The organism is Rhodobium orientis (assembly GCF_003258835.1).
GTDB lineage: Bacteria > Pseudomonadota > Alphaproteobacteria > Rhizobiales > Rhodobiaceae > Rhodobium > Rhodobium orientis.
In genome coordinates this window covers 1-26,795 of record NZ_NPEV01000062.1, presented here as the reverse complement: position 1 = coordinate 26,795, position 26,795 = coordinate 1, and the positions used below count along the sequence as shown (strand labels likewise).

Annotated in this window: 24 protein-coding genes and 1 riboswitch; of the genes, 4 read left to right on the top strand and 20 right to left on the bottom strand. The window is 66.5% G+C overall.

The window, feature by feature from the left end:
- Positions 1-119 precede the first annotated feature (119 nt).
- The 4 genes from CH339_RS20720 to CH339_RS20705 all read right to left on the bottom strand — a co-directional run bounded on the left by CH339_RS20720 (position 120) and on the right by CH339_RS20705 (position 4,521).
- Entirely contained in the window at positions 120-713 is a 594-nt protein-coding gene (locus tag CH339_RS20720; protein ID WP_111436277.1) for an ABC-type transport auxiliary lipoprotein family protein, read from the bottom strand.
- A gap of 188 nt (positions 714-901) precedes the next feature.
- On the bottom strand, positions 902-2,557 hold the full coding sequence (locus tag CH339_RS20715) for an MlaD family protein (RefSeq protein ID WP_111436276.1): 1,656 nt from the start codon (positions 2,555-2,557) through the stop codon (positions 902-904).
- 10 nt (positions 2,558-2,567) lie between these two features.
- On the bottom strand, positions 2,568-3,362 hold the full coding sequence (locus CH339_RS20710) for an ABC transporter ATP-binding protein (protein WP_111436275.1): 795 nt from the start codon (positions 3,360-3,362) through the stop codon (positions 2,568-2,570).
- A gap of 13 nt (positions 3,363-3,375) precedes the next feature.
- Positions 3,376-4,521 (bottom strand): ABC transporter permease, encoded by a 1,146-nt coding sequence (locus CH339_RS20705; RefSeq protein ID WP_201240843.1) that lies wholly within the window; start codon positions 4,519-4,521, stop codon positions 3,376-3,378.
- Between the two features lie 213 nt (positions 4,522-4,734).
- Between CH339_RS20705 and dgcA the strand changes: the two genes are divergently transcribed.
- Complete coding sequence (dgcA, locus tag CH339_RS20700; RefSeq protein WP_111436274.1) at positions 4,735-5,718, top strand: N-acetyl-D-Glu racemase DgcA; 984 nt, start codon at positions 4,735-4,737, stop codon at positions 5,716-5,718.
- 1 nt (position 5,719) lies between these two features.
- Here dgcA and CH339_RS20695 read toward each other — a convergent pair whose 3' ends face one another.
- Positions 5,720-6,889, bottom strand: coding sequence for an MFS transporter (locus CH339_RS20695; RefSeq protein WP_274609858.1), 1,170 nt, complete (start codon positions 6,887-6,889; stop codon positions 5,720-5,722).
- A gap of 102 nt (positions 6,890-6,991) precedes the next feature.
- Between CH339_RS20695 and CH339_RS20690 the strand changes: the two genes are divergently transcribed.
- Entirely contained in the window at positions 6,992-8,596 is a 1,605-nt protein-coding gene (locus CH339_RS20690) for a protein phosphatase CheZ (RefSeq protein ID WP_111436272.1), read from the top strand.
- Between the two features lie 5 nt (positions 8,597-8,601).
- Here CH339_RS20690 and CH339_RS20685 read toward each other — a convergent pair whose 3' ends face one another.
- From CH339_RS20685 to CH339_RS20670, 4 genes are all read right to left on the bottom strand, one after another.
- Entirely contained in the window at positions 8,602-9,588 is a 987-nt protein-coding gene (locus CH339_RS20685; protein WP_111436271.1) for a threonine/serine dehydratase family protein, read from the bottom strand.
- 104 nt (positions 9,589-9,692) lie between these two features.
- A complete protein-coding gene (locus CH339_RS20680; RefSeq protein WP_111436270.1) occupies positions 9,693-10,727 on the bottom strand; it encodes a glycosyltransferase family 4 protein in 1,035 nt (344 codons plus the stop codon).
- Complete coding sequence (locus tag CH339_RS20675; protein ID WP_111436269.1) at positions 10,724-11,542, bottom strand: UDP-2,3-diacylglucosamine diphosphatase; 819 nt, start codon at positions 11,540-11,542, stop codon at positions 10,724-10,726. The genes CH339_RS20680 and CH339_RS20675 overlap by 4 nt, the downstream gene beginning before the upstream one ends.
- 142 nt (positions 11,543-11,684) lie before the next feature.
- Positions 11,685-12,284: a LysE family translocator gene (locus CH339_RS20670; RefSeq protein ID WP_111436268.1), complete on the bottom strand. Its 600-nt coding sequence runs from the start codon at positions 12,282-12,284 to the stop codon at positions 11,685-11,687.
- Between the two features lie 203 nt (positions 12,285-12,487).
- Between CH339_RS20670 and CH339_RS20665 the strand changes: the two genes are divergently transcribed.
- Positions 12,488-13,267 carry an SDR family oxidoreductase gene (locus tag CH339_RS20665; RefSeq protein WP_111436267.1) on the top strand — a complete coding sequence of 260 codons (780 nt, stop codon included), beginning with the start codon at positions 12,488-12,490 and terminating at the stop codon, positions 13,265-13,267.
- A 71-nt stretch (positions 13,268-13,338) separates the two neighbouring features.
- On the opposite strand, the gene CH339_RS20660 is transcribed toward CH339_RS20665, so the two are convergent.
- From CH339_RS20660 to thiM, 4 genes are all read right to left on the bottom strand, one after another.
- Positions 13,339-14,589, bottom strand: coding sequence for a TadE/TadG family type IV pilus assembly protein (locus CH339_RS20660; protein WP_111436266.1), 1,251 nt, complete (start codon positions 14,587-14,589; stop codon positions 13,339-13,341).
- A 284-nt stretch (positions 14,590-14,873) separates the two neighbouring features.
- Positions 14,874-15,986: a TRAP transporter substrate-binding protein gene (locus tag CH339_RS20655; RefSeq protein WP_111436265.1), complete on the bottom strand. Its 1,113-nt coding sequence runs from the start codon at positions 15,984-15,986 to the stop codon at positions 14,874-14,876.
- Positions 15,987-15,989: 3 nt separating this feature from the next.
- Positions 15,990-16,796 carry a bifunctional hydroxymethylpyrimidine kinase/phosphomethylpyrimidine kinase gene (gene thiD / locus CH339_RS20650; protein WP_111436264.1) on the bottom strand — a complete coding sequence of 269 codons (807 nt, stop codon included), beginning with the start codon at positions 16,794-16,796 and terminating at the stop codon, positions 15,990-15,992.
- 32 nt (positions 16,797-16,828) lie between these two features.
- Positions 16,829-17,629 carry a hydroxyethylthiazole kinase gene (gene thiM, locus CH339_RS20645; protein WP_111436263.1) on the bottom strand — a complete coding sequence of 267 codons (801 nt, stop codon included), beginning with the start codon at positions 17,627-17,629 and terminating at the stop codon, positions 16,829-16,831.
- Positions 17,630-17,682: 53 nt separating this feature from the next.
- Positions 17,683-17,782: riboswitch (TPP riboswitch) on the bottom strand.
- A 150-nt stretch (positions 17,783-17,932) separates the two neighbouring features.
- On the opposite strand from thiM, the gene CH339_RS20640 reads away from it, so the two are divergent.
- Positions 17,933-18,169, top strand: a complete 237-nt coding sequence (locus tag CH339_RS20640) for an Lrp/AsnC ligand binding domain-containing protein (RefSeq protein ID WP_111436278.1) — start codon at positions 17,933-17,935, stop codon at positions 18,167-18,169.
- Positions 18,170-18,191: 22 nt separating this feature from the next.
- Here CH339_RS20640 and CH339_RS20635 read toward each other — a convergent pair whose 3' ends face one another.
- The 7 genes from CH339_RS20635 to CH339_RS20605 all read right to left on the bottom strand — a co-directional run.
- Positions 18,192-19,121, bottom strand: coding sequence for a DMT family transporter (locus tag CH339_RS20635; RefSeq protein ID WP_111436262.1), 930 nt, complete (start codon positions 19,119-19,121; stop codon positions 18,192-18,194).
- 178 nt (positions 19,122-19,299) lie between these two features.
- Entirely contained in the window at positions 19,300-19,851 is a 552-nt protein-coding gene (locus tag CH339_RS20630; RefSeq protein ID WP_146610271.1) for a TetR/AcrR family transcriptional regulator, read from the bottom strand.
- 57 nt (positions 19,852-19,908) lie between these two features.
- Positions 19,909-22,227, bottom strand: coding sequence for a xanthine dehydrogenase family protein molybdopterin-binding subunit (locus CH339_RS20625; RefSeq protein WP_111436260.1), 2,319 nt, complete (start codon positions 22,225-22,227; stop codon positions 19,909-19,911).
- 164 nt (positions 22,228-22,391) lie between these two features.
- Positions 22,392-24,032 carry a glucose-6-phosphate isomerase gene (gene pgi, locus CH339_RS20620; RefSeq protein WP_111436259.1) on the bottom strand — a complete coding sequence of 547 codons (1,641 nt, stop codon included), beginning with the start codon at positions 24,030-24,032 and terminating at the stop codon, positions 22,392-22,394.
- A 104-nt stretch (positions 24,033-24,136) separates the two neighbouring features.
- On the bottom strand, positions 24,137-25,810 hold the full coding sequence (locus CH339_RS20615) for a long-chain-fatty-acid--CoA ligase (protein WP_111436258.1): 1,674 nt from the start codon (positions 25,808-25,810) through the stop codon (positions 24,137-24,139).
- Between the two features lie 130 nt (positions 25,811-25,940).
- Positions 25,941-26,123: a hypothetical protein gene (locus CH339_RS20610; protein ID WP_111436257.1), complete on the bottom strand. Its 183-nt coding sequence runs from the start codon at positions 26,121-26,123 to the stop codon at positions 25,941-25,943.
- Between the two features lie 19 nt (positions 26,124-26,142).
- Positions 26,143-26,795, bottom strand: a 653-nt coding sequence (locus tag CH339_RS20605; RefSeq protein ID WP_146610270.1) for a uracil-DNA glycosylase, incomplete at its 5' end; no start/stop codon positions are given.

Sequence of the window (26,795 nt, the reverse complement as noted above, 5' to 3'; positions counted from 1 at the left end):
GCTTATGCGCCGCCCCCGCGGAGTGGCGAGCGAAGCGAGCTTAGCGTGAGCGAAAAAAGAGACTCGCCGCCCCGTCGGAGTCGCGAGCGAAAGCGAGCCTGGCGTGAGACAAAAACTTCCTAAACCTTCCGCACCACCCAGGTGACGATCTCGGTCAGCACCGCGTCGAAGGCGCTGTCCATGGCGGCGACGGCGTCGGCGACACGGTCGGACGGGCTCGGCGCCTCGGCGTGGAAGATTTTTTGCGCAACGACCCGGCCGTTACGGTCGTGCAGCAGCTTGACGGCGACCTCGACCACAGCCCGCTTGCCGCCCGTCAGCTCAAGCTGGAAGGAGCGCACATCGACGACGACCTGGTAGTGGATGAGAAGCCCCTCGCCCGGCCGTCCGACGGCCCGCACCCGGCCGGAATTCTCGAACGATTCGACGAGCCGCGCCTGGATCAGCTTCGGCAGCGTGTCCGACCATTGGCCGTCGCCGAAATAGGTGATGACGGAAACGTCCGGCTTGATGGCGATGGACTGGGTGTCGAGGGCACGAACCGCCTTTGGCGGCGGCACCAGGAGCTGGGCGCTGGTGCGGCCGGTAAGGCCGGGGAAGTCGCGCGGCGCGGACAGGTCGTAGATCGGCGGCGGCGTCGACCCGCCAAGGCTGCCGCAGCCGGCAAGGACACCGGCCAGCAGTGCTGACAGCAACAGGCTTTTCAACCGCATCAAGACCGATCCCTGACCTAAGGCCCCGAGACTATAGCAGCTTTTTGTTTTGCCGCTTCGCCCGTCGCCGCCGTTTGTCTGCCGCGCGTGGCAATAACGCCGGCATGTTTCCTTTTGGCCACAATGGCTTTAGCCAAATCCTGGACTCCCGGCAACCCGCGGAGAACGCCGCGCCGGGAGGTGTTGCATTACCGCCGCTTGTAGGTCGGCTGGTTGGAACCGCCGAAGATCACCCGGTTCGGGTTCTTGTCGAATTCCGAGAAGGTGCGCTCGATGGTGTCGAGCGTCTGCCGGCCCTGGTTCATCATCGCCTCGAAATCGCGCACGCCGCGGGTGGAGAACCGCTCCAGCCCGCTGGCGATGGCGTCGGCCCGCGTGGCAAAGGCATCGGCCGCCTTGCGGATCGACTGCGCCGCCTTGGTCGCCTCGGTGATGAAGCCCTCGCCGTCGCTGTCGACCATGCCCTCGACCTTCGCCAGAAGGCTCTCGATACGCACCGAAACGGCGTTCAGCCGGTTGGAGAACTGGCGCGCATCGGCGACGATCTGGTCGACGTCAGCGTTCTTGGCGGCGATGTTCTCGGTGAAGGAGTTGACGTTCTCCGAGGCCTTCTTGGCGTTGTCGATGATGAGGTCGAAATCGCCGGCGCGGTTGCCGAGCCTGGTGGTGACGCGGTCGACATTGTCGACGACGCGCCCGACCTTTTCGGCGTCGACGGCGGCAAGCAGCTTCCTGACGTCGGCGACCGCCGTGTTGATCTGGCCGGAGAACGCGTTGAAGCGGGTCGTCGCGCTCTTCACCTCGGAGATGATCTGGTCGATGTCGCCCTCGCGCTCGGCGAGCCTGGCCGTCAGCTTGTTGATGTTCTCCGCCGACGAACTGGCATCGACGATGAGCCGGTCGATCTCGTCGCGGCGCTTGGCAAGCCCATCCGTGATGCTCTCCACATTGTCGACCACCCGGCCGACCTTGTCCGCATCGACCGCGCCGATGACCTTGTCGGCCTTGGCCAGCGTCTGGTTGAGGTTGTCGCCGAACTGGGAGAGCTTTTCGGCCGTCTTGCGGAAGTCGGCGACGACGCCGTCGACGTCGTCCGCGGCCGCCGCCAGCGAGTCTGTGAAGGTGGCGACGTTGTCGACCACCCGGCCGACCTTTTCCGGATCGACCGCGACCACCAGTTGGTCGGCGTGCTCCACGAGCCCCTCCAGCTTGCCGGAGAGGCTGGCGAGGGTATCGGCCGCGCGCGCGACCTCGGCCAGGAACTTGTCGACGCCCTCGGAGTTGTCAGCCAGCGCGCCGGAGAACTTCTCCACATTGCCGATGGTCTTTTCGATGCTGCCGCGGTTGTTGACGACCAGTTCCTCGATCACCGACAGCGCCTTGTCGGCGCGGGACAGCACGGTCTGCGCCCCGTCGACAAGGTCCTGGAAGGCCGAGCGGTCGGCCTTGACCACCGGCACCCGGTCGTCGGCAAACAGCGGCCCGGCGTCGCTGGTGCCGCCCTCCATCTCGATATGGGCAACGCCCGTCAGGCCCTGATAGGCGAGCTTGGCCTTGGTGTCGGCCTTCAGCGGCGCGGTCTTGTCGACCGAGGCGACGGCCTGCACCTTGGTCGGATCGTTGGCGTTGAGGGCGAGCGTCTGCACCTCGCCGATCTTGATGCCGTTGAACAGCACCAGCCCGCCCTGGCCGAGGCCGGTGACCGATCCCTCGAACTGGATGATGACGGTCCGGCGTACCCCGTTGTCGCCGGTCTTGGCCAGCCAATAGATGAATCCGAACCCGCCGAAGATGACCGCCAGGACGAAAATGCCGATCGCCACGTAGTTGGCGCGTGTTTCCATGATGGGCCCTTCAGCTTTCGATTCGTCTGGCGCGTTCGCCGCGGAAATAGGCGTGCACCCAAGGATGATCGTATGTCAGCATTTCGCCGTAGGTTCCGGTAACCAGAACCTTGCGATTTCCGAGCACGGCAATTCTATCGCAGACCGTGTAAAGACTGTCGAGATCGTGGGTGATCATGTAGACGGTCAGGCCTAGCGTGTCGCGCAACTTGCCGATGAGGTCGTCGAACTCGGCCGCGCCGATCGGATCGAGGCCCGACGTCGGCTCGTCGAGGAAGACGAGTTCCGGATCGAGCGCCAGCGCCCGGGCCAGGCTCGCCCGCTTGGTCATGCCGCCGGACAGCTCGGACGGATACTTGTCGGCGGAATCGCGCGGCAGGCCGGTGAGCTCCAGCTTCAAGAGCGCCAGTTCGTCCATCAGCCGGCGCGGCAGCCGCAAGTGCTCGCGCATCGGCACCTGGATGTTCTGGCGCACGGTCAGCGAGGAGAACAGCGCGCCCTGCTGGAACAGCACGCCCCAGCGCTGGCCCACCTGGCGCCGCTCCTCGTCGCTGACGTGATCGACATCGGTGCCGAACACCTCGATGGTGCCGGAGCGTTTCGGCAACAGCCCGAGGATGGCCCGCATCAGCACCGTCTTGCCGGTGCCCGAGCCGCCGACGAAGCCGAGGATCTCGCCGGCATGGACGTCGAGATCGAGGTTTTCCAGCACCGGCGCGTCGCCGAAGCCGACCGTCAGCCCGCGCACGGTCAAAACGTCCGCCGTGGAGGCGCCGGGGGCCGTCGAGGTCACGCGTGCATCCATCGTCCCGGCTTCCTCAAATGTTGATCGCGGCAAAGAACACCGCAAAAAGGCCGTCGACGACGATGACCATGAAGATCGCCTTGACCACCGCAACCGTGGTCTGGCGCCCGAGCGACTCGGCGCTGCCGGCGACCTTCAGGCCCTCCGCGCAGGAGATCAGGCCGATGATCAGCGCCATCACCGGCGCCTTGACAATGCCTATATAGAGCGTCTGCAGGTCGATCGCCTCCTGCAGCCGGATGACAAAGGCCTGCGGCGTCAGCCCGAGATAGGCCCAGGAGACGAGGCCGGCGCCGGCGAGCGCCGAAACGTCGGCGATGAAGGCCAGGATCGGCAGCGCGATCATCAGCGCGGTCAGTCGCGGCACCACCAGCACCTCCACGGGCCTCAGCCCGATGACGTGCATGGCGTCGATCTCCTCGCGCATCTTCATGGAGCCGATTTCGGCGGTGAAGGCGCTGCCGGAGCGGCCGGCGACCATGATCGCGGTCAAAAGCACGCCGATCTCGCGAAGGACGAGGACGCCGACGAGGTCGACGACGAACTGGTCGGCGCCGAACTGGCGCAGATAGAAGGCGCCCTGCTGAGCGATGATGCCGCCGATGAGGAACGACATCAGCGCGATGATCGGAACGGCCGTGCGCCCGGTCTGGTCGAAATGGTGCAGGACCGCGATGCCGCGCATCCGGGTGACATTGACGAGGCAGGCCGACAGGCCCGAGGCGAACTGGCCGAGGATGGCGACGAGATCGACGGCGTCGTGCCAGACGTCGACCGTCCGGCGGCCGACCTTTTCCACGCCCGCAACGATGCCCCGGCGCGGCAGCGCCTCGGCGATGTCGTGCGGCTTGTGCTCCTCGACCTCGTCGAACAGCGGCGTGTAGCTGTCGTCATAGCCCTCGATGGCGGCCGACCGCCCCTTGGCGGTCAGCGCATCGCGCAGCCGGACGACGAGCCAGGCACCGGCGGTGTCGAGCGCCGTGACGGCCGAAAGGTCAAGCACCACCGATCCGGCGTCGCGATCGGCGACGCCGGCCAGCAACCGTTCCGCTTCCGCGGCCCGTTGCACGGTCCAGTCCCCGGAGAATGTCAGCCGCATCTCCGAGCCGTGAACGCTTGCCGTGACCTTGGGCTGTTCCAGCACCAAAGGAATGTTCATGCGGGCTCTTCCCGGTGCCCCTGCCCCTTGCCCGACACGCCGTCGGGCGATTAAGAATCGCCAATTGCGAAAATCTGCCACCGCCTCCGAGGCACCGCAAGCGAACCCCGCCGGCTCCGGCCGCCCGATGTGCCCTGCGCATCGGATATTGCCACATGCCGGGCGACCTGTTGCCGAATGGTAACATGGCCCGTAAACAAACAAGGGCGATTTATGACGAGAACCCTCAGCGCCACGAGCGAAAGCTGGCCGATCGCCGGCGGCTTCACCATCTCCCGCGGCACCAAGACGACCGCCGAAGTGGTCGTAGCTAAGGTGACGGAGGGTGGCCATACGGGCCGCGGCGAATGCGTGCCCTATGCCCGCTACGACGAGACGGTCGAGGGGGTCATCGCCGACATCGAGAAATTTGCGGGCGCCGTAGCAAGCGGCCTCACCCGCGAGGCGTTGCAGACGGCGATGCCGGCGGGCGCCGCGCGCAATGCGCTCGACTGCGCTCTCCTCGACCTGGAAGCCAAGACAAGCGGCAAGAGCGCCGCCGACATCCTCGGCATCTCGCCGCCGGCCGAGGCCGTCACGGCCTATACGATCAGCCTCGGCACGCCGGACAAGATGGCTGCCGACGCCCGCGCCGCCGCGCACCGGCCGCTGATCAAGGTCAAGCTCGGCGGCGCCGGCGATGTCGAGCGCATCCGCGCGGTGCGCGCCAACGCTCTGGGTGCCCGGCTCATCGTCGATGCCAACGAGGCCTGGACCGACGACCTGTTCGCGCCCAACATGGAGGCCTGCAAGGCCGCCGGCGTGGAACTGGTCGAGCAGCCGCTTCCGGCCGGCAACGACGCCATGCTGGCAAGCCTCGCCCACGCCGCGCCGGTCTGCGCCGACGAGAGCGTCCACATCTCCGACGGTCTTGCCGACCTCGCCGACCGCTACGACGCCGTCAACATCAAGCTCGACAAGGCCGGCGGCATCACCGAGGCCCTGAAGATGGCGAAGCTGGCGCAGGACCTCGGTCTCACCGTCATGGTCGGCTCGATGCTGGCCACCTCGCTCGCCGTCGCGCCGGCCTATCTGCTTTCCGGCTATGCCGCCTTCCTCGACATCGACGGCCCGCTGCTTCTGGCAAAGGACCGTGAGCCGGGCCTTGCCTTCGACGGCTCCACGGTCAGGATGCCGGACCCGGCGCTCTGGGGGTAGATCAGGCGGCGGCCCGTTCCCGGCGCCGTTTCAGGACCAGCGACAGCGCCACCAGCCCCATCGCGCCGACGGCAACGCCCGCCATGGCGAAGAAGGCATCGCCGCCGAAGGCACGGTAGAGCGGCCCCGAGGCCCCCATCGACAGCGCCGAGGCGCCGGTGACGATGGTCACGGCAAAGGCCTGGGCGGCGCCCGCATGGCGTTCCGGCACCGAGCGCGCGACATGATGGACGAGCCCCAGATGGGTCGCGCCGAAGGTGACGCCGTGCAGCACCTGGACAGCGAGGAAGGCGGTAAAACCGGACAGGAACGGGAACGCCGCCCAGCGCAGGACGGCGGCAGTCGCGGCGGCAAGAATGAGCCCGGCCGGCCCGAACCGCGCATTGAGGCGTCCGGAAATGGAGAACAGCACGATCTCGGCAATGACGCCGATCGCCCACAGGGCACCGATCTCGGTGCCGCTGAAGGAGAGCGTCTGCCAGTAGAGCGAGCCGAAGGCATAAACGAAGCTGTGGCTCGCCTGGCAGAGGCCGCCGGCGGCGAGCAGCGCCAGGAACGCCGGCCGTTTGAGAAACGTGCCGAGCGGCGCATCGTCCCCTTCCGAGGCGGCCGGCTCCAGCCGCGGCAGCAGCGTGGCTGCAAGGACGACGGAGGAAAACCCTAACACCAGCACCCAGAAGACGATGTCGCCGGTGAACCGGCCGACCAGCCAGCCAGCGCCGAGATTGGCAAGGATGAAGGCGAGCGAGCCCCACAGCCGCATGCGGCCGTAGTCGGCCCCGTCGCGCCGGGTGACCGCCATGGCGAGCGCATCGACGAGCGGCGCCAGCGGCATCCAGAAGACCGCCAGCGAAGCAAGGAAAACGGTGATCAGCACGACGCCGTCGACCGCTCCGAGGCAAAGGAGAAAGAACAGCGCCGCTGCGGCAAAGACGAGGATCGCCCTCGCCGGTGCGCCGAAACGGTCGGCGAGCGCGCTGGTGAAGGTCGTGGTGACGATCCTGACCACCATCGGCACGGCCAGCACGATGCCGATTTCGCCGGCCCCGAGACCGCGCGCGGACAACCAGACCGGAAAGAATGGCATGTATACGCCAAGCACAAAGAATAACGCGAAAAAAAAGAGGGATAGACGAATTGACGCCGGGATCGTGACAAGACGACGGGACATTGCTGACATAAACTCGTCGACGTAAACTTGCTGTAAGGATTCGCTCGCTAAAAATCCCGGATCGGGGGGATTTTGACGCTAAGGTGCCGAGAAAGACGCTCCATGATTGATTCGCCTCCGCCGACACCACTTCCCGACAAGGATTACGAAATCATCGAACAGGCGGTCATGGAGACCGCCCGCGGCCGGTGGTTTCTTTCCGAGTTCGCGCGCCGGAACCGGTCCGCCGACACCCGCGTGCTGCTGGAAGCCATCAGCCGTCTGGAATCGGTTGTCAAGCGCGAGCGCGAGATCGACGACGTCGACCGGCTCAGGGTCGAACTCACCGCCATGAAGCGGGCGATCGAGAAGACCAAGCAGGAAATCGCCGAGATGCAGGTCGAGTGCGGCGACAACGACCAGCTCACCGAGGCGACCGCCGAGCTCGATGCCATCGTCGAACAGACCGAGACGGCGACCAGCGACATCCTCAACCGCGCCGAGGCGGTGCAGGAGATCGCCTGGACCCTGCGCGAGAACGGCGCCGATCCGGAGAGTTGCGACGCCCTCGACAACAACGCCACGGAAATCTACACGGCCTGCTCGTTCCAGGATCTGACCGGCCAGCGCACCCGCAAGGTCGTCGACGTGCTCGGCTTCCTGGAATCCCATATCAACCGGATGATCGACATCTGGGGCGACGAAGAGATCGACGTCGAGGAATCCCGGCGCCCGCGCGACGAGCGCCCGGACGCGCACCTGTTGAACGGGCCGCAGCGGTCCGGCCGCGGCCACGACCAGGACGCCATCGACAACCTGTTCGACAGTGAGGTCCATCCGGACGCCGGCGACATGATCGACGTCGAGGTGGACTGGAACGAAGCCGACGCCTTCGAGGCGGTGAGCGTCAACGCCGGACCGGCTGCATCGTCCGGCGAGGAAGACGTTCTCGACGCGGAATTCACCGAGGCCGACGCCGGCGAGGCGGAAACCGCCGCACCGGCGGAAATGGCCGAAGTGGCCGTCGACGATCCGGCCGGGGACGATGCCCTTGTCGAGGCGGACGATGCAGAAGAGGGCTCGGGGGACGACTCCGCCGACGCCCTGTTTGCGGCCGATGCCGACGAGCCGGAGGCCGACGATCCCTTCGCGACCGCCGACGATCCGTTCACGGTGGCAGAAGATATGATCGCCTCGCCGGCCGAGGCCGACGTGGAAGCGCTCGCCGAAGCGGAGACGGAAGACGAGCATGCGCCGGGCGCCGACGAGACCGCTCCGGGCGAGCCGGACGCCGATCCGTTCCTTGCCGCCGAGGCCGCCGATACAGAGGCGACCGAGGACGACCCGTTCGCCGCCATCGAGGAACCGGAGACGGCGGAAGACGACATCTTCGCCGAGATGCCGGAGGATGCTTCCGGGATCGGCGAAACCGTTGAGAGTCCCGAAGACGAGAAACGGGCCGAACCCTCCACCGCCGCCGAAGATGCGACCGAGGAACCGGATATGGCCGACGATGCCGACGACGGCGCGGCATCCGCCCTGGACGGCGACATTGGCGACATCTTCGCCGAGGACGATGGCGAGGAAGAGCCCGAGACGCAGCGCGCCGCGGGCGGTGCGTTCCGCGGATCGGCCGCGTCCGCGACGTCGGAGCCGGCGGGCACGGTGGCCAGCGACGATCCGACCTCTCACCTGACCATGGGCGAGCGGCTGGCCTTGTTCAGCTAGAACGCTTAGAGGTCGGGCGCATCGAGCGCCCGGCACAGCATCTCGTTGTCGATATTGGCGCCGGAAAGCACCGCCACGACGGTGCGGCCGGCAGCGGCAAAGCGCCCTGACAGCAGAGCGGCGAGCGCCACCGCCCCGCCCGGCTCCACCACCAGCTTCAATTCCCGCGCCGCATAGCCGACGGCGGCAAGGATTTCCTCGTCATCGACGACGAGGCCGCTCGCCACGAGCTCCTTGTTGATCGCGAACGTCACCTCGCCGGGTGCTTCCGACAGGAGCGCATCGGCGATGGAGCCGCTGCGCGCTTCGTTCTCGCAGCGCTCTCCGCAGGCGAAGGACCGGGCCTGGTCGTCGAAGCCGGCCGGCTCCACCGTGTGGATCGCGGTCGCGCGGAAATGGGCGCGGATCGCCGTTGCAACGCCCGCGGTGAGGCCGCCGCCGCCGGCCGGAACGAGCACCGCGTAGGGCGCCTCGCCCGTTGCCGCGATCGCCTCGGCGATCTCAAGGCCGACCGTGCCCTGGCCGGCGATCACGCCCGGATCGTCGAAGGGATGGATGAAGGTGGCGCCGCTTTCCAGCGCGATGTTGGCGGCGATCGCCATGCGGTTTTCCGTCTCCCGGTCATAGGGAACGACGGTGGCCCCGAGCGCCTTGGTGCGCGCGAGCTTTGCCGCCGGCGCATCGGCCGGCATGACGATGGTCGCCGGCACGCCGTAGAGCCGCGCCGCCTCGGCCACCCCTTGCGCATGGTTGCCGGAGGAGCAGGCGACGACGCCCTTGGCCCGGTCCGCCTCGGCAATCATCGACAGCCGGTTGAAGGCGCCGCGGAACTTGAAGGAGCCGGTGCGCTGCAGGATCTCGGCCTTCAGGAAAATTCTGCCGCCGCAACGCTCGTCGAGCACCGGGCTGTTGAGGAGCGGCGTCTTCACCGCCCTGCCCTTCAGCCGCTTCGCCGCCGCCTCGATATCGCCGATCCCGAAAGCTTCCGCCATCGCCCTCTCCCGCGCCATGCCGCGATCGTCAAGGACCGCACCGACAGCCGGTACCAGCCGCAGCAACGATCGGCAAGCGTTGGAAGAGGTTCTCCGGCGGTGGACTATTCCGCGGCGTTGCGGCGGGCAGCGCCGTTCGCTTCCAGGATGTTGTCGAGGAACTGGCGCGCGCTGGCCGGCCAGTTGTAGCCCCGGCCGACCTCAAGGCAGCGCTCGCGCGAGATATCCAGCGCCTTCAGCGCCGCCTCGCGCAAATCTTCCGACAGCACGCCGGCGCCGGTCTCGCCGATGATGTCGAGCGGCCCGGTCACCGGGAACGCCGCCACCGGAACGCCCGAGGCCAGCGATTCCACGATCACGTTGCCGAAGGTATCGGTGAGGCTCGGAAAGACGAAGACGTCGGCGGAGGCGAAATGGCTGGCAAGCTCCTCGCCGACCTTGGCGCCGGTGAAGACCGCCTCGGGGAACTTCGCCTCCAGCGCCGACCGCGACGGCCCGTCGCCGACGACCACCTTGGTGCCGGGAAGATCGAGGGACAGAAACGCCTCGATGTTCTTTTCCACCGCCACCCGGCCGACATTGATGAAGATCGGCCGGGCCAAGTCCTGGAACACCTTCGGCGCGTCCGGCCGGAACAGGCCGTGGTCGACGCCGCGCGTCCAGTACATCAGCTTTTCGAAGCCCTGCGCTTCCAGCGCCTGTTTCAGGCTCGGCGTCGTCACCATGCAGCCGAGGCCGTCATTGTGGAACCTGCGCAGCCACGCATAGGCCCAGCGCTCCGGCACCGGAAAGCGGGCGGACAGGTATTCCGGAAACCGCGTGTGGTAGCTCGTCGTGTAGCCGCCGCGCCCGGCCTTCTTCAGATAGCCGCGCACGCCGAGCCCGAGCGGGCCTTCCGTCGCCACATGGATGAAGTCCGGGCCGATCTCCTCGATCGCATGGCCAACATGGCGCGCCATCGCCATCGACAGGCGGATCTCCGGATAGGTCGGACAGGGCAGCGTGCGGAACCGCTCCGGCGTCAGGTAGGAAACCTTGATGCCGGTATGGGTCAGTTCCTCGCCGATACGCTCAAGGGTTTTGACGACGCCATTGAGCTGCGGCCGCCAGGCGTCGGTAACGATCAGGATATGCGTCATGCTGCGACCGGCTGGCTCGTCTCTTCGCCGTCCTCGGCGTCCTCGGCGGGCACCACGTCCTTGCGCAGATCGGCCCAGCGGATGATCTCGAAGCTGCCGTCATGGCCCTCGGCGATCGCCGTGCAGCTTTCGACCCAGTCGCCGGTATTCATGTAGACGTGGCCGTCTTCCTTGCGGATCACCGCATGGTGGATGTGGCCGCAGACGACGCCGTCGGTGCCGCAGCGCTTGGATTCGGCGATCAGGGCGTCCTCGAAGGCACCGATGAAGTTGACCGCATTCTTCACCTTCAGCTTGGCCCAGGCCGACAGCGACCAGTAACGAAAGCCGAGCTTGCGGCGGACGAGGTTGAACCAGGTGTTGAGGCTGAGCGCGGTGACATAGGCCCAGTCGCCGAAGAAGGCGAGCCACTTGGCGTGGCGCACGACGACATCGAACTCGTCACCGTGGATGATCAGCAGGCGCCGGCCGTCGGCGGTCTCGTGCACCGCCGTCTCCATCACCTCGACACCGCCGAAATGGGTGCCGAAATAGTTGCGCAGGAACTCGTCGTGATTGCCGGGCACATAGACGACCCTCGCGCCCTTGCGTGCCTTGCGCAGGAGCTTCTGGACGACATCGTTGTGCAGTTGCGGCCAGTGCCAGGACCGGCGCAGGCGCCAGCCGTCGACGATGTCGCCGACCAGATAGATCACCTCCGCATCGTTGAAGCGCAGGAAATCGAGCAGGAGATGCGCCTGGCATCCGCGCGTGCCGAGATGGATGTCCGACAGGAACAACGCCCTGTAGTGACGCGCGTCCGGTTTTGCAGTCATGGGAAGTCCCGGGTGGCTTGGCTCAAGGGCTTGGCGTAATGAATTCAGCCCTTTAAACGCGATTCACGTCTCAAAAATGTGACAACGCGTTTGCCCGCCCGGAGCGGCGTTTCAACCCTTGTGGTGCAGTCCCGCGACCGGTTCACGACAGCATCGGCACCACCACGGAGACGAGCAGCAGCACCGCCATGGCAATGGAAAAGAGCCGCCAGGCCCGGTCGGAGGTGCGGAAGAACCGGGCCACCGCGCGCCCGACGATGCACCAGATGGTGACCGCCGGCGCGCCGACGAGGAGAAAGACGGCGAGGAAAGCGACCGTGCCGTGGCCGGCATTCCCGGCCGGGGCGGCAAACAGCGACACCATGGCAACGATCGTCGCCCAGGCCTTGGGATTGATCCACTGGAACGCGGCGGCCTCCAGGAAGGTCATCGGCCGGGTCGCGCCGTCGATCGTTCCGGGCGGCGAGGCAATGGCGATGCGCCAGGCGAGATAGAGAAGGAACAACAGGCTCGCGACCGTCAACGCCATGGCGACCGTCGGCGCGGCCTTCAGGAACTCGCCGACGCCGAAGCCGGTGAGCACGACCATCACGCTGAAGCCGACCACGATACCGACCATGTGCGGCACCGTTCGGGAAAACCCGAAGGTCGCGCCGGAGGCCAGCAGCATCATGTTGTTCGGCCCCGGCGTCGCGACGGCGACGAACAGGAAGGCCGCCAGCGAAAGAAACGAGTCGATCATAGCGCTTTCCCGCAATCATCGTGATAATTAGGTCAATAATACTGACATAAATTGCCGACGCCATCCCGGATGGCGCATGGCTGCTCCCGTGGCCGCGCATGGCCACACGGGCCAAGCGCCGACGCCGCGATGCTTCCAAGCACGCCCGAAACGCACTAGGTACTGACCCAGGACAGTACGCAAAGAGGGAAAGGACGGACCCGATGGATCTCGGACTGAAGGGCAAGAAGGCGATCATCTGCGCATCGAGCCGCGGCCTCGGCAAGGGCTGCGCCATGGCGCTCGCCGACGCCGGCTGCGATATCGTCGTCAACGGCCGCAACGAGGAGACGCTGAACAGGGCGGCAGAGGAAATCCGCAGCGCCACCGGTGCCTCGGTGACGGCCGTCGCCACCGACGTCTCCACCGCCGAGGGCCAGAAGGCGCTGCTTTCCGCCTGCCCCGAGCCCGACATCCTGATCAACAACAATGGCGGCCCGCCGCCGCGCAAGTTCGCCGAGCTCGGCCGCGAGGAGATCATCGAGGGTGTCATCCAGAACATGATCACCCCGATCGAGCTGTTGCAGGCCTCCATCGGCGCCATGCGCCAAAAAGGCTTCGGGCGCATCATCAACATCACCTCGTTGTCGGTGGTGATGCCGATCGAGGGGCTGGACCTGTCGAGCGGCGCCCGCGCCGGCCTCACCTCGTTCCTGGCCGGCGTCTGCCGCGAGGTCGCCGGCGACGGCGTCACCATCAACCAGGTGCTGCCGGGCAAGATGGACACCGACCGGCTGCGCACCACCGTGCGCAACGCCTCCAAGGCCCGCGGCCTCTCCGAAGACGAGTTCGTCGCCCAGCAACAGGCCGAAATCCCGGCCCACCGCTACGGCAATGCGGAGGAATTCGGCAAGGTCTGCGCGTTCCTCTGCTCCGTCCATGCCGGCTACATCACCGGCCAGAACATCAAGGTCGACGGCGGCCTCGTGCCCTACGCCTTCTGAGCCAAGCCGAGACAAAAAAAGCCGCCGACGGGCCCGATTCCCGCAGGCGGCAAAGGCTCCTCCGCTGTAATTTACTCCGACAGCCGCATCTGGCTGATGTCGGCGGCGATCGCCTTGAAGGCGTTGCGCAGCGCCGTGCCGTTGGACGCGTCGAAATACTTGGCGGACGTGCTGGCGCACTCCTCCATCATCGCCTTGGCGCTGGAACTGTAGAGCTGGAAGGTCACCGAATAGATCTCGATGCCCTCCTTCTTCATGTTCGCGCAGAGCTTCTTGGCCCGCTGCTCGGACGTTGACTTGGCGTTGCCGCGCGATTCCTTGTACTTGCCATTGGCCGAGTTGTAGTCGTAGGCGGTGTTGAACTCGCCGTCGGTCATCAGGATGGCGATCTTGACGGTCTCGTCGTCGTCATAGGCGACCGGATCGGCGCCCGCCGGCCACAGCGGCGACCATTTCGGCGACAGCGTGTACCAGCTCCAGGCAATCCCCGTGTGCCCGGCGGTGAACCCGGTTGTGGCGAGCGAATTGATCTTGGTCGTCAGCGTCGCATTGCTGTCGGTCAGCGGCAGGAACTCCACACCCGGACAGCCGGTCGAGCCGTCGCCGATCGGCGCATCGGTATAAAAGGCGTCGGTAAAGGACTTCACCGAGCGCTCCGTCGCGCATTTGTTGCTGACCCCGTTCGTCACCGTGGAGGCATAGGACGCAACATTGACGCCCTGGCTGTAGGGGATGATCGAGATCCGCACCTCGTTCTTATAGGCGTGTGCCGTGGTCGGGACCAGGACGTCGATGAGTTCCTTCGCCGCCGCCTTCAGGTCGGCGATCTTCGAGCCGCTCATGGAGCCGGTGACGTCCAGCATCAACGCCACCTCGATGTCCTTGTCGGACAGCCGCGCCACCGACTTGTTGGTGATGTCGACATCGGCAAAGCCGGCAAGCTGCATGAAGGTCGTCGGCATGGAGAGCGTCGCGTCGATGCTGACCGCGCCGGTATCGGGGTCCTGGACGATCGTCATGCCCTTGACCGAGATCCCGTCCCCGCCCGAGAGCGAAATCGCGTTCTGGAAGGTGGCGTTGACGATGGCGTCCACCTCGTCCTTGGTGCCGCCTTCGCGCACCAGCTTGGCAACGCCGGCAAGGGCCGCCGCATCGAGCGCGTTCCTGAGCGTCGCCTTGGTCTCCAGCGCCCGGGAATAGTCGATCGCGGTGCCGACAAGCAGCAGGATTGGTATCAGCAGAAAAGCGAACAGGATCGACAGGGCGCCCGTTTCGCTCGTCGAAAATCCCGAAAAAATGGACCTCAATCTGGCAATCGACATCGTTCCCGCCTCGCCCTTTTCCGGCGGCCGACAGGCCGCGAACCGGAAATCAGCATTTCTTGATATTCGTTGGGCCGATGCTAGCGGATAATCGGTATATCTCTCGTTAAGGCGGTTCGGTAAACTGAAATTAAAATGATAGATAAAATTTGAATCGAATTTTCTGTTTCTCAAAACGATTCAATGCTTAGCGAAACCATGCGGCAGATTTCATGACTGCTTGACGAAAAACCCGGCGGCGTTTGCCGCCGCCGGCCGTCATGGGTCGAAACAGAAAACCGGTGCTATGAGGCGGCGTCGCGCGCGGCCAGGAAGCGGGCCTGGGACACCCGGCTCCAGGTCGCCTGGGTCGCCCTTGCCTTGCGGAACGAGGCGACGACTTCGGCGCTGACGGCATCGTGGCTCGCCACCATGTCGAGGACGTCCTCGCTCGCTGTGGCGGCGGCGGAAAGCAGCGTGTCGGGATAGTAGCGCAGCTCCACGCCGTGCTCCTTGCGCAGCCGGGTCAGCGCCGCCCCGTTGTGCCATTCGGACTCCGTCAGCGCGAAGATGTTCTCCGCCGCCGCGGCGTGTTCCACGACAGCCTGGAGGTCGGCCGGCAGCGCATCGAACGCCTTCTTGGAGAGGAGCGCCTCGCCCGTGCCGTTCGGCTCGTGGAAGCCCGGCGCGTAGTAGTATTTCGCTACCTTGTAGAAGCCGAGCGCGGCATCGCTCCAGGGGCCGAGGAATTCGGTGCCGTCGATGACGCCGCTCTCCAGCGCCGTGAAGATCTCGCCCGGCGGCAGCGACACCGGCGTCGCCCCGAGCCGGCGCATGACTTCGCCGCCGAGCCCCGGCATGCGGATCTTCAGGCCCTTGAGGTCGTCGAGCGACGTGATTTCCTTGCGGAACCAGCCGCCCATCTGGAACCCGGTATTGCCGGCCATCAGCGGCCTGACGCCGAAGCGCTGATAGAGCTTTTCCCAGACCGCCTGGCCGCCGCCATGGTTGATCCAGGCGATGTGTTCCAACGGCGTCAGCCCGAACGGCCCGGCGGTGAAGAGCGCGGCAGCCGGCATTTTGCCCTGCCAGAACAGCGAGGCCGTGTGGGCCATTTCCGCCGCCCCGTTGGTGACGGCATCGAACACTTCCAGCGCCGGCACCAGTTCGCCAGCGGCATAGACCTTGATCGTCAGGCGCCCACCGCTGAGATCGGCGATACGTTTCGCCAGCCGTTCCGCGGTCATCCCCGGCCCCGGCAGGTTCTTCGGCCAGGAGGTGACCATGCGCCATTCGATGGCCTCGGACGCCGGCGCGGCAAGCGCCGGGCGGGCGAGCGTGGCGCCTGCGGCGCCGGCAAGGGTTGCGCCGAGGGCGGCGCGGCGGGACAGGCTTGTCCGGTCCGGATCTCCGGTCATGGCTCACTCCTTCCAGAGTGCATGGAAATGGTGAACGGGCCCGTGGCCGGAGCCGATCCGCAGCCCGTCGGCGGCGCGGATCGCCGCCGTGACGTAGTCCTTGGCCGCGCCGACGGCCTCGGTGAGGCTCATGCCCTTGGCGAGGCCGGCCGCGATGGCCGACGACAGCGTGCAGCCGGTGCCGTGGGTGTTCTTGGTCTCGTGGCGCGGCGCGGTGAACCAGTGGCTGTCACCATCGGCGGTCAGCAGCAAGTCAGAGCTTTCCGCCCCGCTGCCATGCCCGCCCTTCAGGAGCACCGCCCGCGGGCCGAGCTTCAAGAGCGCCTCGGCCTGACGGGTCATGGCGTCGGCGTCCGAGGCCACCGGCTCGGCCAGCATCCGCGCCGCCTCGAAGAGGTTCGGGGTGATCAAGAGCGCCTTCGGCACCAGCACGGAGATCAGTGTCCCGACCGCTTCCGGCACCAGCAGCGGATCGCCGGAGGCCGCGACCATCACCGGGTCGAGCACCACGGTCTCTTGGGCGTGCGCGGCAAGGCCGGCAGCCACCGCCTCGATGACGGCCGGCCGCGACAGCATGCCGATCTTCACGGCGTTGACCTCGAGGTCGGAAAACACCGCATCCATCTGCGCGGTGACGAATTCCGGCGGCACGTCGTGGATGCCGGTGACGCCGTGGGTGTTCTGGGCGGTCAGCGCGGCAACGACGCTGGCGCCGTAGACGCCGAGGGCGGAAAAGGTCTTGAGGTCTGCCTGGACCCCGGCGCCGCCGCCGGAGTCGGTTCCCGCAATGGTCACGGCAATCGCCGTCATGTCTCGGTCTCCCTGGGATATGGAAGGGTTGGTCAGGCGCCGGCCGGGGCGTCGGCCGGGGAAAGCGTGAGGCGGGCCCGAAGCGTTGCCGCATCGAGGCCGTAGAGCGTATCGAGAAAGCCGACCTGCAGGCTGGCCGGACCGGCCGCCGTCTCGCCGGCGATTTCCGCCGCGACCCCGACGGCGGAAAGGCCCGCGGCCGTCGCCAGCAGCGGATCGCCGATGACGGCAAGGAAGGCGGCAACGACGGCACTCGCCGCGCAGCCGGCGGCCGTCACCCGCGCCTGCAGGGGATGGCCGTTGTCGAGGAAGACGGTGCGGGCGCCATCGGAGAGGACGTCGCGCGCGCCGGTCAGCGCCACCACGATACCGTGGCGCATTGCTGCCCGGGCAACGGTCTCGGGGCCCGGTTCGGCCTCGAACAGCGTCCGGAATTCCTCCACGTTGCAGCGAAGGACGGCGGGTCCGAGATCGATCAGCCGCCGGGCAAGGGCGATGCGCCGCGGTGAGGATTCCGCATGCGCCGGATCGAGACACCAGGAAAGCGCCCTCTCCCTGGCGACCGGCATTGCCGCGTCGACGGCATCGGCGCGAAGGGCATCGAAGGTGCCGAGATTGACGAGAAGCCCGTCGGCACGGGCGACGAAGTCGCCGATCTCGTCGGCGGCGAGCGTCATGCTGGGGACGGCGCCGAGCGCCAAAAGCGCGTTGGCCGAAAAGGTCTGGGCGACCGTGTTGGTGATGCAATGGACGCGGGGCCGTGCGGCCCTCACCGCGTCCAGCGCCTCGGCAATCGCCCGTGAGGTGATGGCATCCTTGAGGTCGCGCGTCATGGCCGCCTCCCTTTTGGGGAGTCGCTGTCGTCCAAAACTGTCGTGAAGATGAGAGAAACGCTCATCCCAATCCCTCCGCCGGCATGATCCGGATCAGGTTCTTGGGGTTGGCACAACGCCTCTCAGCCCGTTCGGGCACCCCCTTGGAATACACGAAAAGACGTAAGCCCAATCGGACGCGATTGCAAGGGCCCGGCCGGCGACAGCACGGTCTCGCAGGGGCCAGACCCGCCTTGCCTCAAGGGCGCAACAATGCCATCTGTTTGAGGAATTCACTTCCATGCTTTGCGGAGAATGCCGGCCATGAAACCGTTTTTCGTCCTCATCAAGTCGCAGCTCGGCAAGGCCTATGACGTCGCCACCGAGATCGCCGATGCCGAGATCGCCTCGGAGATCTACTCGATCGCCGGCGACCACGACCTCCTGGTCAAGTTCTATGTCGAGGACGACACCGATATCGGCCATTTCGTGAACCAGAAGGTGCACGTCATCCCCGGCATCCAGGACACCAAGACCATCGTCACCTTCAAGGCGTTTTAGCCGCGCACGCGGGCCCGGCCGCTCAATACTTCGCCGGTGTTCCGGCGCGGCGCTGGCGGGTGCGGTCGCGGTCGAGGCCGAGCCGGTGCTCGCGGTAGATGACGAAGAGGCCCGAGGCGGCGACAATCGCCCCGCCGATATAGAAGGCAAGGGTCGGCACCTCGCCGAACACCGCCCAGCCGACCATCATCGCCCAGATGAGCTGGATATAGTCGAACGGCGCGATCGTCGAGGCATCCGCATAGCGGTAGCTCTGGGTCAGCAGGAACTGGCCGAACCCACCGACGAGCCCCGTCATGACCAGGAGAAAGGCGTCGTAGGGCGACGGCCAGACCCAGCCGAACGGGAGCGTCGCCAGCGACAGCACCGACCCGACGAGTGCGAAAAACAGCACGATCGAGGCCGTCTTTTCCGTTTCCGTCATCTTGCGCACCAGCGTCATGGCGCCCGCCATGCCGACGGCGGCAACGAGGCAGAGCAGCGCGCCGGTGCGCGCCTCGGCCGTCTCGGTCACCGATCCGAGACCCAGATGCGGCGACATGATGACGAGCATGCCGACAAACCCGACGAAGACGGCGCCCCAGCGATAGGCACGCACCGTCTCGCCGAGGAACAGCGCGGCAAAGGCGACGGAATAGAGCGGCGCGGAATAGCTGATCGCGGTCGCATCCGGCAGCGGCATCATGGTCAGCGCCCCGAACCAGGAGGCCATGGCGACGAGGCCGACGGCCGCACGGGCAACGTGCAGCTTGGGCCTGTGGAGCCGCAACGCGCTGCCCAGCTCACCGCGGATCGCGATCATGGCAAGGATGGGGAAAAGGGAAAAGAAGGTGCGCGCGAACACCACCTCACCGATCGGAATGCGCGCGCCGACGATCTTCACCAGCATGACCATCCCGGTCAGCACCAGACCGGAGGCGATTTTCAGAAGGACGCCGAGCACCGGGCGCATGGATCGAACCTTTCGCGGAGCGGAATCGGAAGACGCGTCAGCGAAAAGTGATAATCGGTTTTCGGGCAGGAACACGCTTCAGACGCAAATCGTCGCCTTTGTCCATACGGCGTCGCGGCCGAAAAAACAAATGCGAATCGCGCAATGCTGCGTCCCGCTGTCGCAGGCGGTTCCACGCTCAGCCGCTTGACGGAGACGTCGCCATCGCCGTCAGCCGGTCGAGCACCTGCCGCTCCATCTCCCTGGGCACGGCATCGATCCGGAACATGCGGTTCACCCAGAGCCCGTCCACCGCAAGCCGCAGGATCGCGGCATCGAGCGGATCGATACCATCGGAAAACATCGCCGACTGCAGGTCCGGCTGGCGGTCCCGCAAGGGCTGGATCAATTCCGGCTTGTAGAGGGTGCTGCTGAGCAGCGCGGCGGCGATCTCGGAGAACTTGTTGTCCTCGCCCGGCGGGAACGAGGCGGCCACATAGGCCCGCGCCCAGCCGCCCGGCGCCTCGTCGCGCCCCATGGTCGTCTCGACCTGGGCGACGAAGGTGTCGAACATGCGCTGGATCAGCGCGGAAAAGAGGTCGTCCATCGTCGGGAAGACCGCCTCGACCGTCCCCAGGTCGAGGTCGGCGGCCGCCGCGATCGCCGGCAGCGAGAGGGCCTCGGCCCCGCCCTCCTGGACCAGGTGAGCCGCGGCATCGAGGATGTATTCGCGTGCCTTGTCGCCCTGCATCTTGTCCAAATCCTTTTGGAAACGCGCAGGCGCAACGTAGTATTTTTTTCCGCTAGATCAATCGGCAGAGGCGCTTGCTGCGCGGACCGCCTCCCAGACCCTCAGGGGCGTGGCCGGCATGTCGATATGGACGATGCCCTTTGCCCGGTGGAGCGCGTCGACGACGGCGTTCATGACGCCCGGCGTTGCGCCGATCGTGCCGGCCTCCCCCGCGCCCTTGATGCCGAGCATGTTGGTGGTCGAGGGCACGTTGCGGGTCTGGAACCCGATATCCGGCATGTCGTCGGCCCGCGGCATGGTGTAGTCGAGGAAGCTCGCCGTCATGAGCTGGCCGTCCTCGTCATAGACCGCGTGCTCCATCAGCGCCTGTCCGGCCGCCTGGACGACGCCGCCATGGACCTGGCCGGCGAGCAGGATCGGGTTCACCGTGACGCCGAAATCGTCGACGATGGTGTAGCGCACGATCCGCGTGACGCCGGTCTCCGGGTCGATCTCCACCTCGCAGACATGGCTGCCGTTCGGATAGGTCGCCTCGTCCTGCTTGAACTTGCCGCTTGCCGAGAGCTTTTCCTTGTCGCCGACGGTCTGGGCGAGCTCCACAAGGCTCACCGCCTTGTCGGTGCCGACGACCCGGACCTCGCCGTCGGTGAGTTCCAGGTCCTCCGTGGAGGCCTCCAGCCGGTCGGCGGCGATCTCCTTGAGCTGCTCCACCAGCGTCCGGCTGGCGATGTCGACGGAAGGCAGGCCGAGCGGGATCGAGCGCGAGCCGCCCGTGCCGCCACCGGATTTCAGCTTGGCGGTGTCGCCCTGGACGAGATTGACCCGGTCGAGGTCGACGCCGAAATAACCGGCCGCAATCTGGCCGTAGGCGGTGGCGTGGCCCTGGCCGTTCGACATGGTGCCGATGAGGATGCTGAGCGAGCCGTCCTCTTCCAGCCGCACCTCCGCGCCCTCCGAGCCGGCAAAGGCACAGGCCTCGATATAGGTGGCAAGGCCGATGCCGCGATAGAGCCCGCGCGCGCGGCTGTCGGCGAGGCGATCCTCGAACCCGGCCCAGTCCGAGACCTCAAGGGCCTTGTCCAGATGGCCGGCGAACTCGCCGACGTCATAGGTGCGCCCGCCCGGCGTCGCGTAGGGGAAGGCGCCCGGGGCAATAAAGTTGCGCCGGCGGATCTCGTCCTGGGCAATGCCGGTCTCGCGGGCGCATTTGTCGACGAGACGCTCCAGCAGGAACGCCGATTCCGGCCGCCCCGCACCGCGATAGGCATCGAGCGGCACGGTATTTGTGAAGACGCCGCGGATATGGGTCCGTGCTGCCGGGATGTCGTAGACGCCGGTCATCATGGTCGCGCCGAGCCACGGGATATAGGGCCCGAACTGGGCAAAATAGGCGCCCATATTGGCGATGATGTCGACCTTGAGACCAAGGAAGCGGCCGTCCTTGTCGAGGGCAACTTCGGCCGTGGTGACGTTGTCGCGACCGTGCGAGTCGCCGAGGAAATGGTCGGTGCGGTCGGCGACCCATTTGACCGGCCGGCCGAGCAGCCGCGCGGCATGGAGCACCAACGGATATTCCCGGTAGACGAACATCTTGGTGCCGAAGCCGCCGCCGACGTCGTGGGTGACGACGCGAAGCGTGTCCGGATCGATCTTCAGGATCTTTTCCGAAATCAGCCGGTGCATGGAATGGACGCCCTGGGAGGCAACGGTGAGCTTGAGATTGCCCGTTTCCGTGTCGATTTCGGCAACGGCGCCGCGCGGCTCCATGTAGTTGGTGACGACGCGGTTGTTGATGAGCTCGATGCGGACCACCCGGTCGGCCTTTTCGAAGGCGGCCTCGACCTTGCCCGGATCGCCGACGATCGTCTCGAAGGCATGGTTGGTGCCGTGGTCCTCCCAGACCAGCGGTACGCCGTCGTCGAGCGCCCTGCCGGTATCGGCAATGGCATCGAGCGGCTCGAAATCGATGTCGATCAGCTCGGCCGCCGACTTCGCCTCGTTGAGGGTGTCGGCAACGACGAAGGCGATGGCATCGCCGACGAAGCGCACCCGGTCGCGGCAAAGAACGGGAAAGTCCGGCACCTCCGGCTTGGAGCCGTCCGGCTGAGTCGGCATGGCCGCACAGGGCATCGGCCCCAGATCGGCAACGTCCGCGCCGACCAGCACCAGATGGACGCCCGGCGCGGAGCGCGCGGCATCGAGATCGCCGAGGGTGAAGGTCGCATGGGCCATCGGCGAACGCAGCACCACGGCATGGAGCGTGCCCTCCGGCGTCACGTCGGCGACATAGCGTCCGCCGCCGGTGATGAAGGCCTTGTCTTCCTTGCGCCGGACCGGTGCGCCGATGCCGAATTTCTGGTTTGCCACGTGGTTCATGCCTGGCCTTCTCGGGAGTTCGGATAAAAGCGGGATGGATTGCAGCGGGCCCCTCGGCGCCAAACACGCCGGCCGCCCGGAAAACAGTTACGTGACGATACATATAAGCGCGGTATTCGTCACGCCCATGTCGGCCGAACCGCCAAACGCGGGACGGCCCTGACTTACCTGCCGCGCAGCGACCGCAAATGGGCGACGAGGCCGGCCGTCGAGGGATCGTGCTCCTCCGGCGAGGCGCCATCGCGGACGATGCCGAGAAGGCTTGCCGCCAGTTCCTTACCGAGTTCCACGCCCCACTGGTCGAACGAATTGATGCCCCAGACCGCGCCCTGGACGAACACCCGGTGCTCATAAAGCGCCAACAGCCGGCCGAGGGTGCGCGGGTCGAGGGTCTTGTAGAGCAGCGTCACCGTCGGCCGCGAGCCGGGGAACACCTTGTGCGGCGCCAGCGCCTCCACGGCCTCGGGCTCCATACCCTTCTCGGAGAGCTGCGCGCGCACCTCGTCGATGTCGCGCCCGACCATCAATGCCGCGCTCTGGGCAAAGCAGTTGGCGATCAGCTTGTCGTGGTGATCGCCGAGGTTTTCCTGCGGTTCGGCCGCGACGAGGAAATCGATCGGCACCACTTCTGTTCCCTGGTGGAGAAGCTGGAAGAAGGCGTGCTGGGCGTTGGTGCCGGGCGCGCCCCAGACCACCGGCCCGGTCTCCATCGTCGCCGGCTCGCCCGACAGCGTCACCCGCTTGCCGTTCGATTCCATGTCGAGCTGCTGCAGGTGCGCGGCAAAGAGTTCCAGCCGCTGGTCGTAGGGGACGACGGCGTGGGTGGCAAAGCCGCAGATGTCCCGGTGCCAGATGCCGGCAAGGGCCATCAGCACCGGCAGGTTGCGGCCGAGCGGCTCGGTGCGGAAATGCTCGTCCATCTCGTGGGCGCCGGCGAGGAACGCCTTGAAGCCGGCGCCGCCGACGGAGATCGCCACCGGCAGGCCGATTGCCGACCAGACGGAATAGCGCCCGCCGACCCAGTCCCAGAAGCCGAAGACGCGGTCCTCGGCAATGCCGAATTCCGACGCCTTGGAAATGTTGGTGGAGATCGCGGCGAAATGGGAGCGCACGGCCCGGTCGGTCAGCTTCGAGGCGATCCAGTCGCGGGCGCTTGCCGCATTGGTCATCGTCTCCAGCGTCGTGAAGGTCTTGGAGGCGATGAGGAACAGTGTCGTCTCGGGCGTCAGGTCCGCCAGCGTGTCGGTGATGTGGGCGCCGTCCACATTGGAGACGAAATGCACCCTGGGCCCACCCTCGCGATAAGGAGACAAAGCCCGCGCGGCCATTGCGGGGCCGAGGTCCGAGCCGCCGATGCCGATATTGACGACGTCGGTGAAGGGCAGCCCGGTGGCGCCGCGGATCCGGCCGGCCCGGATCTTGTCGGCGAAGTCGCAGACCCGCTCCAGCACCTCGTTGACGTCCGGCATGACGTCCGCGCCGTCGACCTCGATCGGCCGGTTCGAGCGGTTGCGAAGGGCGACGTGGAGCACCGCCCTGTCTTCGGTCGTGTTGATCTTTTGCCCCGCGAACATGGCATCGCGCTTTTCCGCAACGCCGGTCGCCTCGGCCAGCGCCAGGAGGTCGGAGAAAACTTCGCGGGTCAGCGCCGTTTTGGAGAGATCGGCGAGAAGGTCGCCTTGGGAGACCGAAAAATCGGCGAACCGCGCCGGATCGTCGTCGAAGAGCGCGCGGACCGGCAGGTCCTTCAGGTCGGCCCAACGGGCCTTCAGGTCGCGGAGAATGGCTGGGACGGTTCTGGTCATCGAAACGGCCGCTTTTTTGCGTGGGAGTCAGAGAGGAAAGGCTGCGGCGATCATACACATGATTGCCGCCCGTTCCAGCCTTGGCGCCGCGCCTGCGCCGGCGGTCAGCCTTCTGCGGCCTCCGCTTTGGCGCCTGCGGCGCTCGCCGCTTCTTCCGCCGCCAGTTCCTTCTTGGAGAGCTTGCCGACCAGCGTCTTGGGCAATTCCTTGCGGAACGCCACCGAGCGCGGCGTTTCCAGCCGCGACAGCCGGTCGGTGAGGAATTCCAGGAGGGCCAGCTCCGTCAGCTTTTCGCCATCATGCAGCTTGACGAAGGCCTTCGGCACCTGGCCGCGATAGGCGTCCGCCACGCCGATCACGGTGACCTCGTCGACGGCCGGATGCTGCGCGATCGCCTCCTCGATCTTGCGGGGATAGACGTTGTAGCCGGAGGTGATGATGATGTCCTTGATCCGGTCGACGAGATAGACGTAGCCGTCCTCGTCGACATAGCCGATATCGCCGGTCCTCAGCCAGTCGCCGTGCAGCACCTCGGTCGTCTCGTCCGGCACCTTCCAGTAGCCCTGCATGACCTGCGGGCCCTTGACGACGATCTCGCCCTTCTCGCCCGTCGGCATCACCGCGTCGAAGTCCTCCACATCGCGGATTTCCACCCGCGTGCCGGCCAGCGGCGGCCCGATCGAGCCGGCCTTCACCGGCCCGGTGATCGGCGTGCAGCAGACGACCGGCGAGGCCTCGGTGAGCCCGTAGCCTTCGACGAGGACGCAGGTCGCAAGGGATTCGAAGCGCTCGCGCACGTCGGCCGGCAGCGGCGCGCCGCCGGACAGGCAGACCTTGAGCGACGTCAGGTCTTCGGACCCCACATTGCGGGCGTTGTTGAGGGCGGCAAAGAGCGTCGGCACGCCGATGAAGAGCGTCGGCCTGGTGCGCGCGAAGGTCCGCAAGAGTTCGCGCAGCTCGAATTTCGGCAGAAGCACCATTTCCGCGCCGATCAGGACGCAAAGGTTCTGCTCCGCGGTCATGGCAAAGACATGGAAGAACGGCAGCACGCAGACCATGCGCTCGCCGCCGAAATTGACGCTCGGCACGAGCGCCCGCACCTGCTCCATATTGGCGGAAAGATTGCGGTGGCTGAGCATCGCGCCCTTCGGGATGCCCGTCGTGCCGCCGGTATACTGGATGAGCGCGATCAGCTCCTCCGGATCGGCCTCGACCGGCGAGGTGTCGCCGCCACGCGCCATCAGGTCCGGATAGTGGACATAGGCCGGATCGTCCGGCACATGGGCCCGCTCGCCGCCCTTGAAGAGGCCGAACATCATCCGCTTCATCGCCGGCAGGGCATCGGCGAGCGGACAGACGACGACGGTCTCGATCGCCCCCTCCGCATGGCCCGCCGCGGCCTTGTCGAAGAGATCCTTCAGGTCGATGGTGACGAGCATGCTGATCTCGGCATCTTCAGCCTGGCGGATGAGTTCCTGCTCGGCCATCAGCGGGCTGAAATTGACCACCGTGCCGCCGGCGCGCAGCACCGCGTAATAACAGATCGTGTAATAGGGGGTGTTGGGCAGGCAGATGCCGACACGCACGCCCGGCCCGACGCCGAGGCTGCGGAATCCGGCGGTCGCCTTTTCCACGTCGCGGCCGACCTCACCCCAGGTCCAGCACCGGCCCATGAAGTCGATCGCCGGCCGGTCGGGGTGGGCCGCGACGGTGTCGTCCAGATAGGTATGCATGAGCCGCGGCCGGAAATTCGCCAGCCACTCGTCCACGCCCGTCATGGGCACCCTCCCTTCGCCGCATTGGTCGCGGTCATGGCTTTTCGGCACATCGGACGGGATGTGCCGCACGACCTTAACATATGCCCGCCCCGCTGCGTTTGAAGGGCTTTGCCCGCTGCGCCGGTGTCGCTCACTCCTCGTAGGAGACGCCGCGTTCCGCCAGCCAGGCGCGGAACCGTTCGAGCTTTTCCTCCGGCGAACAGGTCGTCGGCAGGTCGTCGAGATAGTTGCCGTACTGCTCGCGCAATTCGAGTTGCTGGGCCACTGGCAGGTCGTCCCACGGTATCAGCGTGTCGGTGGTATCGCCCATCATGCCGTCCTCCTTGCCGCGCTCACAGCTTGCCGTCGAGCGCTGCCTTGATGGTCAGGAAATCGCGCCAGGCGAGCCGCTTCTGCTGCGGCTGGCGCAACAGATAGGCCGGGTGCAGCGTCGCCATGGCGCGGATCTCGATGCCTTCGCGGCGGTAGCTCAGCCATTTACCCCTGAGCCGCATGATACCCTCGCGCGCGCCGGTGAGCTGCTTGGCCGAGGCACCGCCGAGGAACACCAGCACCTGAGGCGAGACCAGCTCGATCTGGCGCTCGATGAACGGCGCGCAGATCTCCGTCTCCGACGGGCTCGGCGTGCGGTTTCCGGGCGGCCGCCAGGGCACCACATTGGCGATATAGGCGCCGGACCGGTCGAGCCCGATGGCATGGAGCATGCGATCCAGCAGCTTGCCGGAGCGGCCGACGAAGGGCAGCCCCTGGATATCCTCGTCGCGCCCCGGCGCCTCGCCGACCAGCATCAGCCGCGCTTGCGGGTTGCCGTCGGCAAAGACGAGATTCTTGGCGGTCATCTTGAGATTGCAGCCGTCGAAGGCGGCCAGCGCGGCCTGCAGGTCGTCGAGGGTCGCCGCCTGCCGCGCGGCGCTGCGCGCCTCGGCCACCGCCTGGTCGCCGGGAACGGTCGCCGGGCGCGCCGGCTGGGCCGGTTGGCGGGCTT

Excerpts from the sequence above, each read along its gene's own strand:
- CH339_RS20630 (WP_146610271.1), bottom strand. The coding sequence starts at position 19,851 with ATGCAGGGCGACAAGGCACGCGAATACATCCTCGATGCCGCGGCTCAC.
- CH339_RS20710 (WP_111436275.1), bottom strand. The coding sequence starts at position 3,362 with ATGGATGCACGCGTGACCTCGACGGCCCCCGGCGCCTCCACGGCGGAC.
- CH339_RS20660 (WP_111436266.1), bottom strand. The coding sequence starts at position 14,589 with ATGTCGATTGCCAGATTGAGGTCCATTTTTTCGGGATTTTCGACGAGC.
- CH339_RS20720 (WP_111436277.1), bottom strand. The coding sequence starts at position 713 with ATGCGGTTGAAAAGCCTGTTGCTGTCAGCACTGCTGGCCGGTGTCCTT.
- CH339_RS20615 (WP_111436258.1), bottom strand. The coding sequence starts at position 25,810 with ATGACGGGCGTGGACGAGTGGCTGGCGAATTTCCGGCCGCGGCTCATG.
- CH339_RS20655 (WP_111436265.1), bottom strand. The coding sequence starts at position 15,986 with ATGACCGGAGATCCGGACCGGACAAGCCTGTCCCGCCGCGCCGCCCTC.
- CH339_RS20635 (WP_111436262.1), bottom strand. The coding sequence starts at position 19,121 with ATGCGCCCGGTGCTCGGCGTCCTTCTGAAAATCGCCTCCGGTCTGGTG.
- CH339_RS20695 (WP_274609858.1), bottom strand. The coding sequence starts at position 6,889 with ATGTCCCGTCGTCTTGTCACGATCCCGGCGTCAATTCGTCTATCCCTC.
- CH339_RS20675 (WP_111436269.1), bottom strand. The coding sequence starts at position 11,542 with ATGACTGCAAAACCGGACGCGCGTCACTACAGGGCGTTGTTCCTGTCG.
- pgi (WP_111436259.1), bottom strand. The coding sequence starts at position 24,032 with ATGACCAGAACCGTCCCAGCCATTCTCCGCGACCTGAAGGCCCGTTGG.
- CH339_RS20690 (WP_111436272.1), top strand. The coding sequence starts at position 6,992 with ATGATTGATTCGCCTCCGCCGACACCACTTCCCGACAAGGATTACGAA.
- thiM (WP_111436263.1), bottom strand. The coding sequence starts at position 17,629 with ATGACGCGCGACCTCAAGGATGCCATCACCTCACGGGCGATTGCCGAG.
- thiD (WP_111436264.1), bottom strand. The coding sequence starts at position 16,796 with ATGACGGCGATTGCCGTGACCATTGCGGGAACCGACTCCGGCGGCGGC.
- CH339_RS20625 (WP_111436260.1), bottom strand. The coding sequence starts at position 22,227 with ATGAACCACGTGGCAAACCAGAAATTCGGCATCGGCGCACCGGTCCGG.
- CH339_RS20680 (WP_111436270.1), bottom strand. The coding sequence starts at position 10,727 with ATGACGCATATCCTGATCGTTACCGACGCCTGGCGGCCGCAGCTCAAT.
- CH339_RS20705 (WP_201240843.1), bottom strand. The coding sequence starts at position 4,521 with ATGAACATTCCTTTGGTGCTGGAACAGCCCAAGGTCACGGCAAGCGTT.
- CH339_RS20715 (WP_111436276.1), bottom strand. The coding sequence starts at position 2,557 with ATGGAAACACGCGCCAACTACGTGGCGATCGGCATTTTCGTCCTGGCG.
- CH339_RS20670 (WP_111436268.1), bottom strand. The coding sequence starts at position 12,284 with ATGATCGACTCGTTTCTTTCGCTGGCGGCCTTCCTGTTCGTCGCCGTC.
- dgcA (WP_111436274.1), top strand. The coding sequence starts at position 4,735 with ATGACGAGAACCCTCAGCGCCACGAGCGAAAGCTGGCCGATCGCCGGC.
- CH339_RS20665 (WP_111436267.1), top strand. The coding sequence starts at position 12,488 with ATGGATCTCGGACTGAAGGGCAAGAAGGCGATCATCTGCGCATCGAGC.
- CH339_RS20610 (WP_111436257.1), bottom strand. The coding sequence starts at position 26,123 with ATGATGGGCGATACCACCGACACGCTGATACCGTGGGACGACCTGCCA.
- CH339_RS20685 (WP_111436271.1), bottom strand. The coding sequence starts at position 9,588 with ATGGCGGAAGCTTTCGGGATCGGCGATATCGAGGCGGCGGCGAAGCGG.
- CH339_RS20640 (WP_111436278.1), top strand. The coding sequence starts at position 17,933 with ATGAAACCGTTTTTCGTCCTCATCAAGTCGCAGCTCGGCAAGGCCTAT.